This is a genomic window from Pseudoalteromonas agarivorans (assembly GCF_024518735.1).
In the GTDB taxonomy this organism is placed as follows: domain Bacteria; phylum Pseudomonadota; class Gammaproteobacteria; order Enterobacterales; family Alteromonadaceae; genus Pseudoalteromonas; species Pseudoalteromonas atlantica.
Window position 1 is genome coordinate 575,472 of record NZ_JANIGJ010000001.1, and the last position, 17,888, is coordinate 593,359.

The following is a 17,888-nucleotide window of genomic DNA, read 5'->3' on the forward strand; positions in this document are numbered from 1 at the left end:
AACTGGTTATAAGTCAGGGGTAATTATAATGATTTCTGATTGTAATTGCGCGGTTTTATAGTGCAAAAAGCAATCGCCACTACTGATTGGCGATAAATCACGCAAAAAAGTGTTTTTTTCAACTGCTCCGAGTTGTTTAGCGTACAAGTGTACGCTAAAGTACTTGGCAATTTCTAAGCGAAGATAAGTGTTATGGAACCTAAAAATAGCTATACAAAAGAAGATTTGATCCTATGTGGTCAAGGTGAAATGTTTGGTGAAGGTAACTGCCGTTTACCAAGCGACAACATGTTAATGATGGACCGTATTACTTCAATCACTGCTGATGGCGGCGAGCACGGTAAAGGCCAAATTGTAGCTGAGCTTGATATTGACCCAAGCCTATGGTTTTTCGATTGCCATTTTAAAGGTGACCCAGTTATGCCCGGTTGTTTAGGCCTAGATGCTATGTGGCAACTCGTTGGCTTTTTCTTAGGCTGGTCTGGTGGCCCTGGTTTAGGCCGTGCTTTAGGCGTGGGTGAAGTTAAATTTACCGGTCAAATTTTACCTACAGCTAAAAAAGTAACATACCGCCTTGATATGAAACGTGTAATTAAGCGTAAACTATTTATGGGTATGGCTGATGGCACAGTTGAAGTAGATGGCCGCGTAATTTACGAAGCAAAAGATTTAAAAGTGGGCTTATTTCAAGACACAAGCGCATTCTAAAATTAGTAATGAATGTATGCAAAAAGGCCTCAAGTTGGAGGCCTTTTTACGTTAATTCTTATCTGATGAATTAGGTTTTATACATGTTTCGGTTTTCAATTGCTTCACGCCAACCGCCTAACCATTCTGACTTAGGATCGATTTGCTGATAAGGGCATAGCTCTTTTGAGCGCCCAGCTAAACCTGCTTTAAAACCTTGAGAATGAGCTCTTTCTAAACGATCTCTTTTTTGTCTCTTCATCGGTAATATCCTCACCTTTTTTAATTATAAATTTTGTAGCATTAGTGAAATCTACATTTAATGAATAGTTAATAAAAATGTTAAATTCAAATAGCAAAATTAATTAATTTGTTTGACATTAACTAACATGCTGATGCAAAAATAATTTAACATTAATAAAAACGCAGTGGTCGTACCACTTCATTTCTTACTGCTTCTTTAATTTACAATACGGTTATCTAACCGCTTAAATGCACTTATGTGCTAGGCGTGTTCTACTTTGCTGATTTAAATATATCCATTAGAGCGATTAAATAACTGCTTAATGAAAGCACCTAATGGGCAGCATATAGTTGGTATTTATGGTGCACTATCGCCTTGCCTAAATGCCAAACTCCACTGCAAATTTACCCAGCAAAAATCAACACGACCTATTTATCCGACACAGCTTTTTTGGCTAAGTTCCAAACAAAAATGTAATCATGACAATTTTATTGCAATTTGCCCTTTTGTTTAAAAAACAATTTTAGCGATTTATTTTTAAACAATTGGTATTTATGCTTGATTAATTAAAGTCGATCGGTCTAATATGGATTAACTTTAAAAAAAGCTATTAGGGGTTACTTATAATGAACACTGCTCAGGCACCCGCACGGCGCGGAAGACCCCCTAAAATACCTCGCGAAAACGCCGATACCAAAGCGCACCTTATTAGGGTTGGCCTAGAAACCTTAACTGAATTTGGTTTTAGCGCAACTGGCCTTGATACCATTTTAAAAAAAGCCGGCGTCCCTAAAGGCTCGTTTTATCATTACTTTAAAAGTAAAGAAGCGTTTGGTATTGCCTTAGTAAATGCCTACGATGACTACTTTATTACTAAACTTAAAAAATTTTTAACCGATAGCAATACCCCGCCCCTGGAGCGTTTAATTCACTTTACGCAAAGTGCCATTATGGGCATGCAAAAATACCAGTACAAACGCGGTTGTTTGGTCGGCAATTTAAATCAAGAGCTCAATCATTTAAGTGATGAATTTAAAATCCGCCTACTACAAAGCTACGTAGCATGGCAGCAGCAAGTTGAGCTGTGTTTAAATGAAGCACAGCAACAAGGCACGCTTGCTAAAACTGTTGATACGCAGCTTATGAGTGAATATTTTTGGATTGGCTGGGAAGGCGCCGTTATGCGCGCTAAACTTACCCAATCAAGTAAACCCCTTACGTTGTATACAGAAATGTTTTTACGCGCATTACTTACCTAATGCGCATTTTATTTAGCCATTAAAAACCGATCGGTCTAAAAGGATATGTTATGAGTAACTCAGTTAAAGCTATTGTAATTACTAAAGACGAAAACTACGCTGCGGCGCTTAGTGAAGTGCAGCAAAGTGACCTACCAGATCAAAACGTGCAACTTGATGTACTTTACAGCACACTCAATTACAAAGATGGGTTAGCCATTACAGGTAAAGGCCCTGTTGTGCGCAGTTTTCCTATGGTGCCAGGCATCGATTTAGTGGGCAAAGTAAGTGAAACAAGTACGGATGAATTTACTGTTGGCGATAATGTAATTTTAAATGGCTTTGGTGTGGGCGAAAAACACTGGGGGGGCCTTGCACAAAAGGCATCGCTTAATAGTGATTGGTTAATCCCCCTCCCTGCAGCACTTTCGCCAAAACAAGCAATGCAAATTGGCACCGCGGGCTACACAGCAATGCTGAGTGTCATTGCCCTTGAAAAACAAGGCATCACTCCAAGTGATGGCGAAATATTAGTGACCGGTGCAAACGGCGGTGTTGGCAGCTTTGCCATTTATTTATTAAGTCAGCTGGGCTATAACGTAACCGCTGCCACAGGAAGAATGGAGCAAAGCGATTACTTAAAAGAGCTAGGTGCGTCACAAATCATTAGCCGCGATGAGCTTTCAAACCCAGGTAAGCCACTTCAAAAAGAGCGCTTTGCTGGCGCTATAGATTCGGTAGGCAGCCACACCCTTGCTAATATTTGTGCATCGCTTAAATACGGTGGTGTGGTTACTGCGTGTGGGTTAGCCCAAGGCATGGATTTACCCGCATCAGTAGCACCCTTTATTTTACGTGGTGTGTCTTTAATTGGTATAGACAGCGTTATGCGCCCTAAAAAAGACAGAGTAGAAGCATGGGACAGACTAGCAAGCTTAGTTAAAGCCGATTACCTTGATAAAATTTCAACCGAAATTACACTTGAGCAAGTAATCGAAAATGCCGAGCAACTTATGGAAGGTAAAATTCGCGGCCGCGTAGTTGTTAATTGCCAAAGTTAAGCAATTTTATCTATTAAAGCCTCGTTATTAAATTTATAATGGCATTTGTATTTTTATTAATGAGGCAACACCTATGAGCAACCAAGATCTTTACAGTAATAACCCACTGCAAGGCGTAAAATTAGAGCAAGTGGTTGAAGAACTGGTTGAGCAGTATGGGTGGGAGCTACTACACGCTTATTTGCAATTAAACTGTTTTAAAAACAACCCAGATGTAAAATCGGCGGTTAAGTTTTTACGTAAAACACAATGGGCACAAGAAAAGGTAGATAACTTTTACCTATACCGCCTTAAAAACTTACCTAAACCCGACGATGTGCAATACGAATTACCGCCACGAGATAGAGTTATTCCTGCGGATCATAAACCGGGGGAGCCGTGCGAATTAAGTTTTAGTGATGCAAAGCGAATTATGGAAAAAAAGGCCACTAAACAACGCGCCAGGGCGCGAAAACAACGCTCAAATGCAACTAACCCGTGGGGGAACTAAGTTAACCTCAACTCTGGATAATAAATCTATCTCTAGCAGCTATTTTCAGCGCTAACAGCGTTGAATTTACTTGCAATAGGCTAGCTATTGACGCGTAAATTCGCCTTGTTTTCACCGAAAACCGCTGGCTAGAGAATTAAGCTTAAAGATCATCATGATAAATTATGTTGGTCTATCTCTTAACCAGAGTTCAGGTTTAGTTATATTTTTAAAGCCAATGTATATTGGCTTTTTTTAGCTCTGCAATTTTAGGGCTTAGTAACCTCGTTTACGCCAAAAATCATTAACAGAGCCTTGCTCTTCAAGTGCAACGTTAAATGTTTTATCGGCAATAATTTTATTATTTAGGGTGAGTGTCATTCGCCAATCACCTAATTTATTTTCAATAGGCTCCCACAGCGTATCACCTAAATAAAACTGCCAGTCGTTCTCTTTAATGTATTCAACGCCTTCAAAGGGCGGCATTACTTCACCATTACTGTCTGGTATATCGGGGTGATAAATACAAAAGTGAAGTTTTTCGCCTTTTGCTTTTTTGATATTAATTATTAAACCAAATTCAACATCAAGCTTGGCAATTACATTGGTTGTAAACTGCTCAATTTGTGGCAATGCTTTACTTTTGCTATCCCATGTAGAATAAATCCCACAACTTTGAATCGACACCTCAGGTTTTGATTTTGCCATTACACCATTCTTTACTTTAGGCTGTTAATGCACTGATTTTATAATACATGCAGCTTAAGTAAAATCACCTGATTAACAAACATACTCAATGTTGATTTATTTTTGCACATTGCTTGCACATTTAAGATCAAAAATAGCGTCAATTAGTACTTAATTGGCTGTGTATGATGAATCACTCTCTATGTAATAAAGTTAAACTATTAAAAATTTCGTTATTAAGCGCAGCAATTTCTTCTCTTGTTGCATGTGGCAGTGATGAGCAAAACCTAACAACCGCCACTGATGAAAGTACAAGTTCAAGCAGTGACAGTACAACAGCAACAAGTGGCACCAGCTCAACCGAACAAGTGCTATGTGAATACAGTTACAATGAATACAACGACTCAACATCAGTGCAAACCACCAGCTCTGCTGATTGGGCATGCACAGGTACAACACGTGATGTAGTTGCTAATGGCATTCCCGATCATGATGTGGGCACGTTTCCTAACCCCGATAATCCAAACACCATTTATGAGCAAACAGTGAGTGAGAGCTTTACGTTAACGCCTATACAAAGCGATACCGCAACCTTAATGGGCGGCCCTCGAGGCGTGTTAGGCATAGTACTAAATGGCGTTAAAATTGATGCTGGTACCGGCGGCAGTTGTGATGACTCTGGCGATAATTGCTCGCTTGGCGATAACAGTGGCAACTGGAGTATTGAAGCACTAAGCCAAGATACCTTTAGTTTTGGTACTGACGATAACAACGCACACGTACAGCCCGATGGCACATATCATTATCATGGCATGCCTGAGGGATTTATCTCCCTTAGAGGCGGCAACAGCTCAACAATGACCCTAATCGCATGGGCGGCTGATGGGTTTCCTATTTATGCGCGCTATGGCTATAGCACCGCGGATGATGCAAGTTCGTCACTTAAAGTGATGACAGGTAGCTACCAACATATTAGTACTGTAAGCGATAACCGCCCTTCTACCGATATTTATCCACTGGGAACTTTTGCACAAGATTGGGAGTATGTAGCTGGTTCTGGCGATTTAGATGAGTGTAACGGGCGCTTTGGTGTTACCCCTGAATTTCCACAAGGCATATACCATTACTATGCAACCGATACTTATCCGTTTTTTCAACGCTGTGTTAAAGGCGAGCTATAAATTAACTTATTGGCAAAGTGAGCATGATGAAAATACATAAAAAAGCACTGGTTGCGCTTGTTTTAGTGGCCAACATTGTTATAGCACCGGTTGTTTATGCACATTTAATGGTGGCTCAACACGGAACATTAAACGTGATTGATAACCATGCCTTTATTGTGCTCTCGCTGCCTATTTCTGCATTTAATAACCTTGATGATGATTTAAATAAAAAAGTATCTATGGATGAATTTAACGCCCATAAAAAGCAAATCAGCAAAACCATAATGCGAGGGGTTTATTTAAACGATCATCATTATAAGTTTTCTTTAGAGGGCTTATTACTAAACCCTGAAGTGTCGCATACTGATACTAATAACATTGAGTACATAACCATTACGGGCCGATATACAGTGCCCGATATAAGCGCACAGCTAAAATTAAACGTTAGGTTATTTAGTCAAAATTCTGTTTTTAATAAGTACCACATTACCGCCACTAACAAACAGCAAAAAATGACTCATCAGTTTGCTTTAACACCGCGTACGCCTTTTAGCACAGTGTTTTAAACTAACAATTAAGTAGCCAAGGGCAGACTTAATATTAAGCTGCCCTTTTTTATTTTTACTGCGCTAATAATTTTGGATTTTTAGGAAAAAAATTCTCTGGTTGTTTTTCGCAAAGCGAAAATTCGCGAGTGTTTTTATAAGGAAGCTTCATAAATCCTGCTACCCCCACATCAGTAATGTTAACTGCATACTGCATTAATTTATTAAGTAACCGTTTAAACTCTACTTCTTTGCTTTCATCAAGTAAGCGATAGTAATGGTGTATTTTCATTCTATCTGGCAGTGCTTCAAATATAATACAGCCAGTATGATGAATTTGGTTTAGCTCAAACACGCATCTAATCACTTTTTTAGGAAGTTGCAGCTGCTCATCAGGGTCTTTACCGTCTTCAAAGTAAGAATGTGGACGTGCAATTTCGTTTGCCTTCATGCTAACAACTTCATAATCAAGCTCAGGGAGGTTATCAAACTTAAACGCTCCGGTTCCATCTCGCTCTAACTGAATGGTTTTACGCGCATCAAATAAACAACACTTAAATAAACCTTTTTGACTTATTGCTTGAGCAAGCATCACGGTATTATTAATGGCATCGGTAAAGGCTGTTTTTAAACTTTCATCATGCATAATAAGCGATGACTCAACAAACAACGACTCATCTTTCCAATGAAAACTCAATCCACCCACTACCGGGTATTTAGCTAGGCGGCTAATTGAGGCCAAAAAGGCTTTTTCGGTATCGCCGGTATCAAACAAAAACTCTTTATAGTAACGGTCTAATTGAGCATCGTTAACATCTAGCAGCTGCTGATTATGATCGGCTTGTCGTAAAAACTGTTTGCGCGAGCTATATACTACTGTGTCGGGCTTATCGCCTTTGCCAAACCAATAAGGTATAGCAGGACGAGGCTCCGCTTTTTTAAGCTCAGGTAAATACGCCTTAGCCATTTTAGTAATGTTACGCATAAAGTAATCACCAGCGCCATCACGTATGGTTTTATTTTTAGACAACATGCCATCAATTACATTGGCAAGCTCTTTGGGTAAGCCAAGCGAGCTTGCAGGAATGGCTTGCGCACCAAAACGACACGACTGAGCGGAGGCAAGTGCATATAAGGTAGAAGCCACACCTTGTTCATCAAAGCGTGGGGATGACTGCTCACCCGACATTTGCGCATCACCTATAAAATACACATCGCCCATTCTGGCATTAGTAGTACTTAAATCTCCCGACATTAAATCCATAAAATTACTGGCTATAGGCTCACCCTTACTATCAACCTGTGCGTAAACAGAACTTCCCCAATCAACTAAAGACAGCGCATCGCTTTGCTCATCCCATACTAAGTTAGAAGGTTTAATATCGCCATGCACTATAGGTTGAGGGGTTAAACCATTTTTATGATTACGCAGGTCAATTAATACATTACGCAGCCGCACCCCTAATTGCATAATATGGGCGGCACTAAAACGCCCTTTTTTTAGCGATACTTTTTCAAGGTCTTCGCCAATGGCACGGGCCATCATTAAAATACCTTGCTTTTTTATACGCTCAAAAGCATAAAAGGTAGGCACTAGCGGGTTATTAATTTGCGAGAGCATATACGCTTCGTCTTCTAGGCGGTCGCGCACGCTTTGGGCAAGCGTTATACGCGAGAACTTAAACACCCAAGGTAAGGCATTTTCGTCATTGCCAGCAAACACAAACCCAAACGCGCCTGAGCCAATCATCTCTACATTTTTATAGCCAAGCGCACTCAGTTGTTTAATACAAATATTAAGCCATTGACGGTGTTTTTTGGCATCTCTATGTGACAGCAAATAAACAGATTGCTCTTCGTTAATATAAAAATTGCGAATTTCTTTTGCTTTCAATACAGGCTCTTTGTTTTATAGGTTAAATAGTGAGTTAGCCACATGATTATTAGTGTTATATAGGCAGATTACAATACTAACTAGGTAGTTTTTACTCATACCTAAAAAGCTAACTAGCTAAGTGCTAAACATGCACTATTACACCTTTATAACAAATGTTGCATCCAATCGATTAGCTAAGCCGTATTTAAACTATCTGCTTATTTTAGATAGTAAATACATAGGGATTTTAGCGATGAATAGATTAGCTTTACTTACACTGAGCACGTTATATAGCATTAGCAGCTACGCGAATATAGAGACCCTTACTGTTTATGGGCATAGAGATGGTTTAATTGGCGAGTCTATCAGTGCCTCAAGCGGTATCATTGGTCAAGGAGAAATACAGCAGCGCCCAATGCTCAGAAGCGCCGAAATGTTAGAGCTTATTCCAGGCATGGCGGTTACACAACACAGTGGCTCGGGTAAGGCTAATCAATACTTTATTAGAGGCTTTAATTTAGATCATGGCACCGACTTTGCCACCAGCATTGAGGGCATGCCCATAAATATGCGAAGCCATGGACACGGGCAAGGTTATACCGATCTTAATTTTATTATTCTAGAAGCTATTTCAACTATAAATTACCAAAAAGGATCATACAGCGCTACACAAGGGGACTTTTCAAGTGCGGGGAGTGCGCAATTTAATTTAGCTAATAACTTAAAGCACAAGCAAATAGAGCTAAGCATTGGTGAAGATAACTATAAACGTGCAGTAGTGCTTAGTGCAGTTGATGTATCTAATTCCAAGTTAATAGCAGCAGCTGAGTGGCAAGGCTACGATGGCCCATGGGATGATATAAACGAAAACATAAATAAGAAAAATGCCCTACTTCGTTATGTTGGCAAAGCTTTAAATGGAGATTTATCTTTTACAGCAATGGCTTACGACAACACATGGCAATCAGCCGATCAAATTCCACAGCGCGCAGTGTCACAAAATATAACGTCACCCTTAGGGTCGCTTGATACCACCCTTGGGGGGAGTTCGAGTCGCTATAGCCTATCAAGTGTTTGGCAAGGCAAGCATATAAAAACCAGTCTTTATGCCATAAATTACGATTTAACGCTGTTTTCTAACTTTAGCTATTTTTTAAACGACCCTATAAATGGCGATCAGTTTAACCAACAAGATAACCGCACTATTTATGGTGGTGAGCTAAGTTATCAATTTGACTCCCTTACTGCAGGTTTCAATATGCAGCACAGTGCAGGGCTTGAGCTTCGCCATGACGATATAGACAAGGTAGGACTCTATAACACTAAAGCGCGAGAGAGACTCAATACAATAAGACAAGATGCCATAAAACAAACAAGCTATTCGAGTTATTGGCAAACAAAAATACTTTTCACACCTAAATTAGAGGCAACAGCAGGCGTGCGGTACGACTATTTTGATACCGATGTAAGCAGTATCACACGGGTAAATTCGGGCAAAGCAAACGACGATTTAGTTAGCTTTAAAGGCAGTTTAAATTATAAATTTACCGATTTGTTAGCGGCTTATGCAAACTGGGGGCAGTCTTTTCATTCAAACGATGCCCGCGGCACTACCATTAATATTGACCCTGTTAGCCAACAAGATGCCGAAAAAGTAGATTTACTGGTAAAAAGTGAAGGTGCTGAACTAGGCCTGCGTTTTGCCGATGATAAAAACGTTAATTTTTCCGCTGCTTTATGGTGGCTTACACTCGACTCAGAGCTTTTATTTGTAGGTGATGCGGGTAATACAGAGCCCAGTGATGCATCAAAACGTTATGGTCTAGAGCTAAGCGCGTATTATTGGATTAATGAACGCTTTAGCCTAGACATGGAAGCCTCGTTTACTCATTCAAGATTAAATATAAACTCTGACAAAAACTACATAGAAGGTGCAGTACCTGTTGTTGCAAGTGCAGGTTTAAATTGGCATATAACGCAATTGTGGCAATCATCGTTTAGAGTGCGCCATATTGGTAAACGGATGCTTTCTGACTCGGGTGATATTCGCTCTGAACCATTAACGGTTGTAAATAGTGCTATTAGCTATAAACAAACTCACTGGAAAGTCGATTTTGAACTACTGAACTTATTTGATAGTACCGATCACGATATAGAATACTACTACGCTTCGCGCTTACCGGGCGAGCCTGCACAAGGTGTAGAAGATAACCACTTTCATCCTATTGAGCCTCGCACAGCCCGCTTATCAATTAGCTTATTGTTTTAACCGAGCAAAATACTGTATATAAAAACAGTACACATATAAAAGCGCACCTTAATACATTTTTTAAGGTGCATTTCGCTGAGATGGCGCTGTTTTAAAACTTTTTAACATAGCGTGGGGATCTACGTTTTTACTATGTTGGCTGCTCGCCTGTGCCCACCACATCAGTTGGCTAAAAGTACGCGAATAATAATTAAACCACGATTTTTCTTCTTCGCCCTCTTGCATTGAACCATCGCTATTTAGCACCTCTTGCGCCTTTGGTACATGAACCATTGCAGAGACTGGTAAACACCCAAGTTCTGATAAAAAGGTACGTAAACTAATTGCCGCACGTAATCCTCCCCATTGCCCTGCCGAATAGGTGACAATAGCGCTTGGCTTGTACGAGAACAACGAGCTGCCAAAATGGTTTAGTAAATCAGCTAATGCCGGGCTCATACTATGATTGTACTCTGGGCTTACCATTATATAGCCATCTGCTTGGGTAATTTTATCTGCTAAGGCTGTTAAATGTGCTGGAGCTTGGCTTTTTGCATAGGCAAAATGAGGTTTAAATACATCCTCTGAAGGAAAGTCGAGCGCGTCTATAAGTTCAAACTCGTGCTCACTGTAGCGCTGGTTTAAACATTTGAGGCATGACTCAGCCACTCGCTCTCCTAATCGTGCTGGCTTAGGGGGTGTGCTATCTCTAACGGTGCCTAAAAAAACTAAAAATTTCATAAAAGCCTCCTTAATTGAGTGTTGTACCCACTATACCTTAAACCTAAAACATATTAAAAATGCGAGACTTTTATTTGTTTGCACAATTTTTAGCACTCTAAACAAAAATTAATAAGGGTGGCACCCATCACTTACGCTTTAATGCTAACGCCTAACCTCCCCTTAATTAAATTGATAACTAACACCAAGCCCTGCCCAAAATAAGGAGCGTAAATGCTCATCACCGCTATAGTGTGCAGCATCTTTGTTTATTGCAACGCTGTAACTGGCATAGCCAGATAGCATGACATTATTTAATAGTTGATAAGATAAATTAGCAGCAAGTTTTACGTTATTAAGGCCATTGTGGCCATCACTTACATAACCACTATTAAAACCCGCCGCAGTTTGCAGCTCCAATCGCATTAAATCACTAAATGCATACTCTTTTGTAATTGCCAGCTCTATAAAAGAGCCACTGAGCGATAACGAGTGGTAAATACTCGCCATTGCATGTATATCCCAATCATATGCATAGCTTATATCTAGGCTAAGCTCATTATCATGGGAATTTACTCCTTCCTCGCGTGCTTTTATATGGTTGTAACCTGCATACAAAGTTAGGTGCTCTGCAAGCTCAGTTGAATAAATAGCATTTAAATTTAGCTCATCGTAGTCATTATCAGTGCCTGTTGCTAACCAAGGGATAAACGTAAAGTCATTGTAATTTATTTCGCCCGCAATAGAGACTAAAGCGCTACCGGGCAAGTTATCGCGCCCTTCTGTCACATAATGGCTTTCCCATAAAGGATGAATATGAATATTTAATTTTTCATTTTCGTGGTCAGTGTGTGCAACGCTTTTTATATTCCCGCCTACACCTACCTCAAGCTCGTGTGGCGATTCATTCGCAGCGTTTTTACTCGTACCTAAAGCCAGCGAAATAATGCAGATTAAGTGAGAGATATTTAAATTAGTTTTCATTAAAAGGTCCAAAACCAAAAAGTTGCGCATAATAGTGCTATATAACGAAGTTCAGTAATAAAAAGATGCCTTTTTAAACAATTTATTTAAAAAATGGCTCACATCATTAAAAAACTAAGTAACTTGCTCATTTTACAATCTATAAGGTAGGATAAAAATGAGAAACCAACAACGCACATGGCTGATTTATAAATATAACTCGCGCATATTGTGCATTTAACAAGCAGGTAATCGTTTGGCTCTTTAAATCTATATATAAGTTGGTATCCTACGCGGCTTTTTGAGAATCATATTAAAATAATTACCCAGAGTTTAAAGTTAATTAGCCAAGGTGGGGCTCTCGCTGCATGCCACGTAAAGTGGCAGCAATCTAGGTTCAACGTAATAAAACGTTGTTCTAAATTTAAAAGCAAATATTAAGGTAACAGTATGCGATTTGGCCCAGGATTACTTGTAACAGCCGCATTTATTGGCCCCGGAACAATCACAACGGCAAGTGTTGCCGGTGCAAACTTTGGGTTTGCATTAATTTGGACATTACTTTTTTCGGTTATTGCCACAATTTTGTTGCAGTCTATGGCTGCTCGATTAGGAGTAGCAACAGGGCAAGATTTAGCACAAGCGTTACGTGCACACATTAAAACCCCTTATCTTAAAGCGCTTGCTAGTTTTTTAGTAATAAGTGCTATTGGTGTGGGTAGCGCTGCATATGAAGCCGGAAACCTCAGTGGTGCAAGTATGGGGCTAGTTGGTATTTTCCCAGGGGTAAGTGCACAAATATGGACGCCGTTAATTGCCATATGTAGCGCTATTCTTTTATACAGTGGTAAGCACAAAGTGGTAGAAAATGCATTAATACTGCTGGTGATCCTTATGAGCCTGGTATTTATATCTACCCTAATTATGGCTGCGCCACCAATGGCTAAAGTACTCGCTGGGTTTATACCTACAATGCCAAGTGGCTCAATTACAACGGTATTGGCCCTCATTGGCACAACCATTGTACCGTATAACTTATTTTTGCACTCTGGTGTTTTGGCAGCGCAAGATCATTCTAAAAGTGATAAAGACACTGTTATTAAACAAACTAACTTAGATACAGGTTTATCAATTACGCTAGGTGGGGTGATCACCCTTGCCATTTTATCAACCGCATCTGTTGCCTTTTATGGCACCGATGCCGGTAAAATTAGTGCAGCAAATATGGCCGTGCAACTTGAGCCATTACTTGGCGAAGCAGCGCATTACTTTTTTGCTATTGGCTTATTTGCCGCAGGATTAACCAGCGCAATAACAGCCCCATTAGCAGGCGCGTATGCGGTATGTGGCATGCTTGGTTGGTCAAGCGAAATGAGTAACACCCGTTTTAAAACAGTCGCCATTACAATTTTAGCTTTTGGTGCATTTGTGGCCTCACTGGGGCTTGACCCTGTTGCAGTAATTATATTTGCACAAGCTGCAAATGGATTACTACTACCCATCATTACCGCATATTTGGTGTGGTTAGTGAATCAAAAATCAGTCATGGGAAAATACACCAACTCAACACTTTTAAATGTGGTTATATTACCCGTGCTACTACTCATTTTTTCGTTAAGTTGTTACAAGCTATCAGGGTTAATTTTTTAAAACCAATTACGTTTAACCATGGGCATGCCCATGGTTAAACATACAACCTGCGCTGCCTTGGCTGCTTTCAACTTGAATGGTGACGTGTTCAATGTCAAAGTGGTCATGTAAATGGTGCTGTAGTTCAATTAAAAAGTCGTTATTTAATGCGTTGTTGTCAGTTACCAAGTGCACAATAAGCGCAGACTCTGTGGTACTTAGTGGCCACACATGTAACCCATGCACACCTGTTACATGCTCAATGCTTAAAAAATACTGCTTTAGTTTTTCTATACTAATATTTTTGGGTACGGCGTCTGTGGCGTAATTGATCGAGTCTTTAAATAATCCCCATGTGCCAATAAACACAATCACGACAATACTCAAACTTACAACAGGGTCTACCCACTGCCAGTTTTTAAATAAAATAACAATGCCGGCAATTACCACACCTAAAGACACCGCTGCATCGGCCGCCATATGTAAAAAAGCACCTCTAATATTTAAATCGTGCTTTTGCCCTTGCACAAACAACAACGCAGTTAAGGTGTTAATTACCACACCAATAAGCGAAACCACTATAACCGTCATGCCTGTAACCGGCTGAGGGTTTTCAAAACGCTCTATGGCATGCCAAGCTATGCTAGCAAGGGCAGCCATAAGTAAAACAGAGCTCATTAAAGACGCTAACACCGTTGATTTTTTATAGCCAAAGGTACGCTTGTCGGTAGCTGCTTTACTTGCCAAAACATTTGCCCCCCACGCAAGTAATAAACTAACCACGTCGCTTAGGTTATGCCCTGCGTCGGCTAAAAGCGCAAGGGAGTTGGCAAAAAAACCGTACCCTGCTTCTATCACGACAAATATAAGATTGAGTAAAACGCCTATAGCAAACGCGCGATTATATTGATTAATATGATGGCTGTGATCGTGACTCATGTTGCTCCTTACATAGTAAATAACTTGATTAACCTGAGCTGTGAAAAATCTATTTTTAGCGCTCGCTGTTTTTAATTTATACAGTTAATGAGGTATGTGTTCGGAAAAGTTTAAGTGTACCTAATAAATAAAACAGCCCATAAATACTGCATACAATTGAGCTTACAATCCAAAATACAATTGAGTTGTGATGAATAAACTGACTGGTTATTACAAAAGGAGCGATTAACCCTGCTATTCCCCTTAGTAAATAAACACCTGTTATTAATACCAAAGCCGTTTTTAATAAAGGCAGCTTTAAAATAACGCCCGCGCCAGAGAGCGCATACATGCCCCATATAGCCAGTATGGCTGATATAATTAAAGTAACAAAGCTAGGATACCTACTTCCCTGCTCAGCCAACTGCGACATGTGTTCACCAGCACCAAAAAAACGATACCAATCAGGGCCGCCAAAAATACAGGCAATATGTAAAAGTGACGCTATAAAACTTAAAACCCCCGCTATAACCAATAGCTTATTAAACTTCATATACTTATAAACCTAAGTTATTGGCTTAGGTAAGCAACAAAACCAACTAACGCTGCGTAAAAACTAAAACCAAGCAAACATATTAGGTAAACGTTTTTAGCTTTATTTGCCTTAAAGCTCATGTAATCTTTAATGTCAGCTTTAAACTTACCAAAGGTGAATACGTTTAAAATTGCACAGCCGGTAGAGTACAAAATAAACCCTAAAATGGTTTCTATCATTAGCCACATAACAATATCTAAAGCAATGCTCATAACACTCATCCATTAAGTAATGTAAAAACAGCGTATCAAATCTCTAGTTGATTATCAGCGTATTTATAGCGTTAAGGTGTAACAATAAATTTCGTAAGTCCTATTAATTGCCCCGACTCAGTTACCACTTTTACTTGCCACTTACCTTTAGCATCATGCGGAAAATTTACTTTATGAGTCCATGCTCTGTAGCCTTGTTTTCGCCCGCCATTAATATTGAGCGTAATTCTGTCGACCTCTTTTTTATTGTGTATCCATACATGAAATATTTTTTCGTTTAGGCCTCTTGGCGCTTTTACTGCGGTCCATGTGTATAATCCTTCATGATGAAGTGTATATAAATCAAGAGTATCAATGCTTCCTAGTGGTTTTTTATGCTCAACATCTACTTTGTGCGCCAAGGTAATATCGGTTAAACGCAGTGCTGCTGGCGGAACATAACTGCGAAGCTGCCAAACCCCGGCGCTTATTGCGCATAAAATTAAAACTAAAATAGGAAAACGCCACCAGCGCGCATCAGGCATTAAGTTTGTTAAGCTAGGTAAAGTAATAAGCACTGAGGTTACAAGCGCAATTGCTAAGCTTTGGCTCGTAGTTAGGTTTAATAAAATAGGTAAAGTAACAAGCAAAACCACAAATAAGGCAAAGTTATGAAATACTGTAAACAGCGTGCGGTTTTTAGCTAACTTTTTATAGTAAAATGGATCTATTACCGATATAAAGGCACATATAATAATCAGCGATGTAAATAATGCTTGTGGGTGATCCCACTGGGTAACCGCTAAAAAAAACGGTAACGCAAAAAATAGGCTTTCTTGCTGCACCATTTGCAGTGCAAAGCGCATTACATTGGGAGATACGGCTACCCCAAAGCGCTCTTGTACTTTATCGCGTAGCCAATTGTCGATGATCAACCAAAACCAGCTCACCAGTAAAACAATGGCAATAACCTGCGAGAACGACTCTTTTCTATCGACCATTACATAGCTTGCAACACCTGAGCAAAACGCCAATACAGCCAATAGCCCTGGTCGCTTTTGCATTGCAACTATAAATTGAGTAATGAGATTTTTTAGTTTGTTCATTTATTTTAGTGTCCGTACATAATGTACTTTATTATTATCAAGTTAGTTAAGTCAGTGTAACTAAGCCTAGATGAACAACACATAGATGCCTGCAGGTATTATTGTTAGTTGTTGCATTAAAAAACCACTCCCTTTTAACCGCTTTTTTAATTAATAAGTGCCTATAACTCGCCGTAAAATTACAGTTATTTTTAAAACTGTAACTTTAAGCGTTAATTAAAATAAGGGCTACAGCCGTGCCTGAATTTTATTAATGCGCAACGTGAAATCACCACAACAAACACATCTAGACGTCTAAACACCTATAAATTATACGCTGCACTATTTTTTTACATGCATAAACACAGGTATATGTTCTCTCAGTAACACATTTAATTTATATAAATGAATCAAACTCATGTTTTATGTGAAATTAAACCGTTTTTATTAAAGCACCAATCAACGTATAAATTATCCATCGGCCAGCGCTTATAAGCATTAAGCCTGTTTATTACAAAACCACCCTTTGAGCACGCTAAAGGCTCAGGTTTTAAATATACAATATGGATAGAGTCACCATGAGTAAAAACATTACATTTAATATTAAAAGTCAGCGCCTTGATGAAAACTACCAACCCGCTGAAAACACCCGTATTACCACTAATTTTGCAAACTTAGCACGAGGCGAACACCGCCAACAAAACTTAAGAAAAGCGCTAAATATGATCAACAACCGCTTTAACACTCTTGCTAATTGGGATAACCCAACCGCTGAGCGCTACAGTGTAGATCTTGAGATTATTTCTGTAGATATTGGTTTAGATGAAAACAGCCAAAGCTTTCCTTCTATAGAAATATTAAAAACGAATATTATAGATACCAAAACAAACAAGCGCATAGAAGGTATTGTTGGTAATAACTTTTCATCGTACGTTCGCGACTACGACTTTAGCGTGTTACTTCAGCAACATAATAAAAATAAACCACAATTTAGTATTCCCGATAATTTTGGTGAGCTGCATGGTAAGTTATTTCAATCGTTTGTAAGCTCAAACACCTATAAGCAACACTTTAAAAAACCACCGGTAATATGCCTCAGTGTGTCAGATAACAAAACCTATCACCGCACCGCTAACGAGCACCCTATATTAGGCATTGAATACCAACCAAACGAATCTTCGTTAACAGAGCAATACTTTAAAAAAATGGGCCTACAGGTGCGTTACTTTATGCCTGCAAATAGTACCGCACCTTTTGCCTTGTTTTTCTTTGGTGACTTACTAAACGATTACACCAACCTTGAGCTAATAAGCACCATTAGCACAATGGAAACCTTTCAAAAAATTTATCGCCCAGAAATTTATAACGCCAATGCCAAAGCGGGTAACGCCTTTAAGCCTAATTTAAAAAATGCCGACCACTCACTTACGCAAATTATTTACGACAGAGATGAGCGCAGTAAATTAGCCGCAGAACAAGGCAAGTTTGCTGAAGAGCATTTTATAAAACCGTATAAATCAGTGCTTGAGCAATTTACAACAGCAAACGCTTAACCTTATTTTAATAAAG

The 17,888-nt window shown here is 39.4% G+C and carries 18 protein-coding genes; 9 read left to right on the forward strand and 9 right to left on the reverse strand.

Features of this window, described 5'->3' with window-relative positions:
- The first annotated feature begins 192 nt into the window (after positions 1-192).
- Entirely contained in the window at positions 193-708 is a 516-nt protein-coding gene (fabA, locus tag NQT65_RS02530; protein WP_004586523.1) for a bifunctional 3-hydroxydecanoyl-ACP dehydratase/trans-2-decenoyl-ACP isomerase, read from the forward strand.
- 70 nt (positions 709-778) lie between these two features.
- Here the strand turns inward: fabA and rmf are convergent, their stop codons facing one another.
- The gene (gene rmf / locus NQT65_RS02535; protein WP_004586522.1) at positions 779-949 is read right to left on the reverse strand and encodes a ribosome modulation factor; all 171 of its coding nucleotides are present in this window, start codon (positions 947-949) and stop codon (positions 779-781) included.
- A gap of 608 nt (positions 950-1,557) precedes the next feature.
- Here rmf and acuR point away from each other — a divergent pair.
- The 3 genes from acuR to NQT65_RS02550 all read left to right on the forward strand — a co-directional run bounded on the left by acuR (position 1,558) and on the right by NQT65_RS02550 (position 3,720).
- Positions 1,558-2,190, forward strand: a complete 633-nt coding sequence (gene acuR / locus NQT65_RS02540) for an acrylate utilization transcriptional regulator AcuR (RefSeq protein ID WP_256850420.1) — start codon at positions 1,558-1,560, stop codon at positions 2,188-2,190.
- A 50-nt stretch (positions 2,191-2,240) separates the two neighbouring features.
- Complete coding sequence (acuI, locus tag NQT65_RS02545) at positions 2,241-3,230, forward strand: acrylyl-CoA reductase (NADPH) (RefSeq protein WP_256850421.1); 990 nt, start codon at positions 2,241-2,243, stop codon at positions 3,228-3,230.
- A 73-nt stretch (positions 3,231-3,303) separates the two neighbouring features.
- Complete coding sequence (locus NQT65_RS02550) at positions 3,304-3,720, forward strand: VF530 family protein (RefSeq protein WP_004586518.1); 417 nt, start codon at positions 3,304-3,306, stop codon at positions 3,718-3,720.
- 255 nt (positions 3,721-3,975) lie between these two features.
- On the opposite strand, the gene NQT65_RS02555 is transcribed toward NQT65_RS02550, so the two are convergent.
- The gene (locus NQT65_RS02555; protein WP_256850422.1) at positions 3,976-4,407 is read right to left on the reverse strand and encodes a DUF3859 domain-containing protein; all 432 of its coding nucleotides are present in this window, start codon (positions 4,405-4,407) and stop codon (positions 3,976-3,978) included.
- Positions 4,408-4,571: 164 nt separating this feature from the next.
- Between NQT65_RS02555 and NQT65_RS02560 the strand changes: the two genes are divergently transcribed.
- On the forward strand, positions 4,572-5,567 hold the full coding sequence (locus tag NQT65_RS02560; RefSeq protein WP_256850423.1) for a YHYH protein: 996 nt from the start codon (positions 4,572-4,574) through the stop codon (positions 5,565-5,567).
- A gap of 23 nt (positions 5,568-5,590) precedes the next feature.
- The gene (locus tag NQT65_RS02565) at positions 5,591-6,115 is read left to right on the forward strand and encodes a hypothetical protein (protein ID WP_256850424.1); all 525 of its coding nucleotides are present in this window, start codon (positions 5,591-5,593) and stop codon (positions 6,113-6,115) included.
- A 55-nt stretch (positions 6,116-6,170) separates the two neighbouring features.
- On the opposite strand, the gene NQT65_RS02570 is transcribed toward NQT65_RS02565, so the two are convergent.
- Positions 6,171-7,988, reverse strand: coding sequence for a protein kinase domain-containing protein (locus NQT65_RS02570; protein WP_256850425.1), 1,818 nt, complete (start codon positions 7,986-7,988; stop codon positions 6,171-6,173).
- Positions 7,989-8,223: 235 nt separating this feature from the next.
- Between NQT65_RS02570 and NQT65_RS02575 the strand changes: the two genes are divergently transcribed.
- A complete protein-coding gene (locus NQT65_RS02575; protein WP_256850426.1) occupies positions 8,224-10,239 on the forward strand; it encodes a TonB-dependent receptor in 2,016 nt (671 codons plus the stop codon).
- Positions 10,240-10,299: 60 nt separating this feature from the next.
- On the opposite strand, the gene NQT65_RS02580 is transcribed toward NQT65_RS02575, so the two are convergent.
- Both NQT65_RS02580 and NQT65_RS02585 read right to left on the reverse strand, forming a co-directional pair.
- A complete protein-coding gene (locus NQT65_RS02580) occupies positions 10,300-10,959 on the reverse strand; it encodes an NADPH-dependent FMN reductase (RefSeq protein ID WP_054982492.1) in 660 nt (219 codons plus the stop codon).
- 162 nt (positions 10,960-11,121) lie between these two features.
- A complete protein-coding gene (locus tag NQT65_RS02585) occupies positions 11,122-11,922 on the reverse strand; it encodes a hypothetical protein (protein WP_256850427.1) in 801 nt (266 codons plus the stop codon).
- Positions 11,923-12,351: 429 nt separating this feature from the next.
- On the opposite strand from NQT65_RS02585, the gene NQT65_RS02590 reads away from it, so the two are divergent.
- Positions 12,352-13,551, forward strand: a complete 1,200-nt coding sequence (locus tag NQT65_RS02590; RefSeq protein WP_256844952.1) for an Nramp family divalent metal transporter — start codon at positions 12,352-12,354, stop codon at positions 13,549-13,551.
- A 12-nt stretch (positions 13,552-13,563) separates the two neighbouring features.
- Here NQT65_RS02590 and NQT65_RS02595 read toward each other — a convergent pair whose 3' ends face one another.
- The 4 genes from NQT65_RS02595 to NQT65_RS02610 all read right to left on the reverse strand — a co-directional run bounded on the left by NQT65_RS02595 (position 13,564) and on the right by NQT65_RS02610 (position 16,340).
- On the reverse strand, positions 13,564-14,469 hold the full coding sequence (locus NQT65_RS02595) for a cation diffusion facilitator family transporter (protein ID WP_256850428.1): 906 nt from the start codon (positions 14,467-14,469) through the stop codon (positions 13,564-13,566).
- A 76-nt stretch (positions 14,470-14,545) separates the two neighbouring features.
- A complete protein-coding gene (locus tag NQT65_RS02600; protein WP_256850429.1) occupies positions 14,546-15,001 on the reverse strand; it encodes a hypothetical protein in 456 nt (151 codons plus the stop codon).
- 17 nt (positions 15,002-15,018) lie between these two features.
- Positions 15,019-15,255 carry a hypothetical protein gene (locus NQT65_RS02605; RefSeq protein WP_256850430.1) on the reverse strand — a complete coding sequence of 79 codons (237 nt, stop codon included), beginning with the start codon at positions 15,253-15,255 and terminating at the stop codon, positions 15,019-15,021.
- A gap of 71 nt (positions 15,256-15,326) precedes the next feature.
- Entirely contained in the window at positions 15,327-16,340 is a 1,014-nt protein-coding gene (locus NQT65_RS02610; RefSeq protein ID WP_126007008.1) for a DUF5924 family protein, read from the reverse strand.
- Positions 16,341-16,897: 557 nt separating this feature from the next.
- Between NQT65_RS02610 and NQT65_RS02615 the strand changes: the two genes are divergently transcribed.
- Entirely contained in the window at positions 16,898-17,872 is a 975-nt protein-coding gene (locus tag NQT65_RS02615) for a DUF1852 domain-containing protein (RefSeq protein ID WP_256850431.1), read from the forward strand.
- Positions 17,873-17,888: the final 16 nt, after the last annotated feature.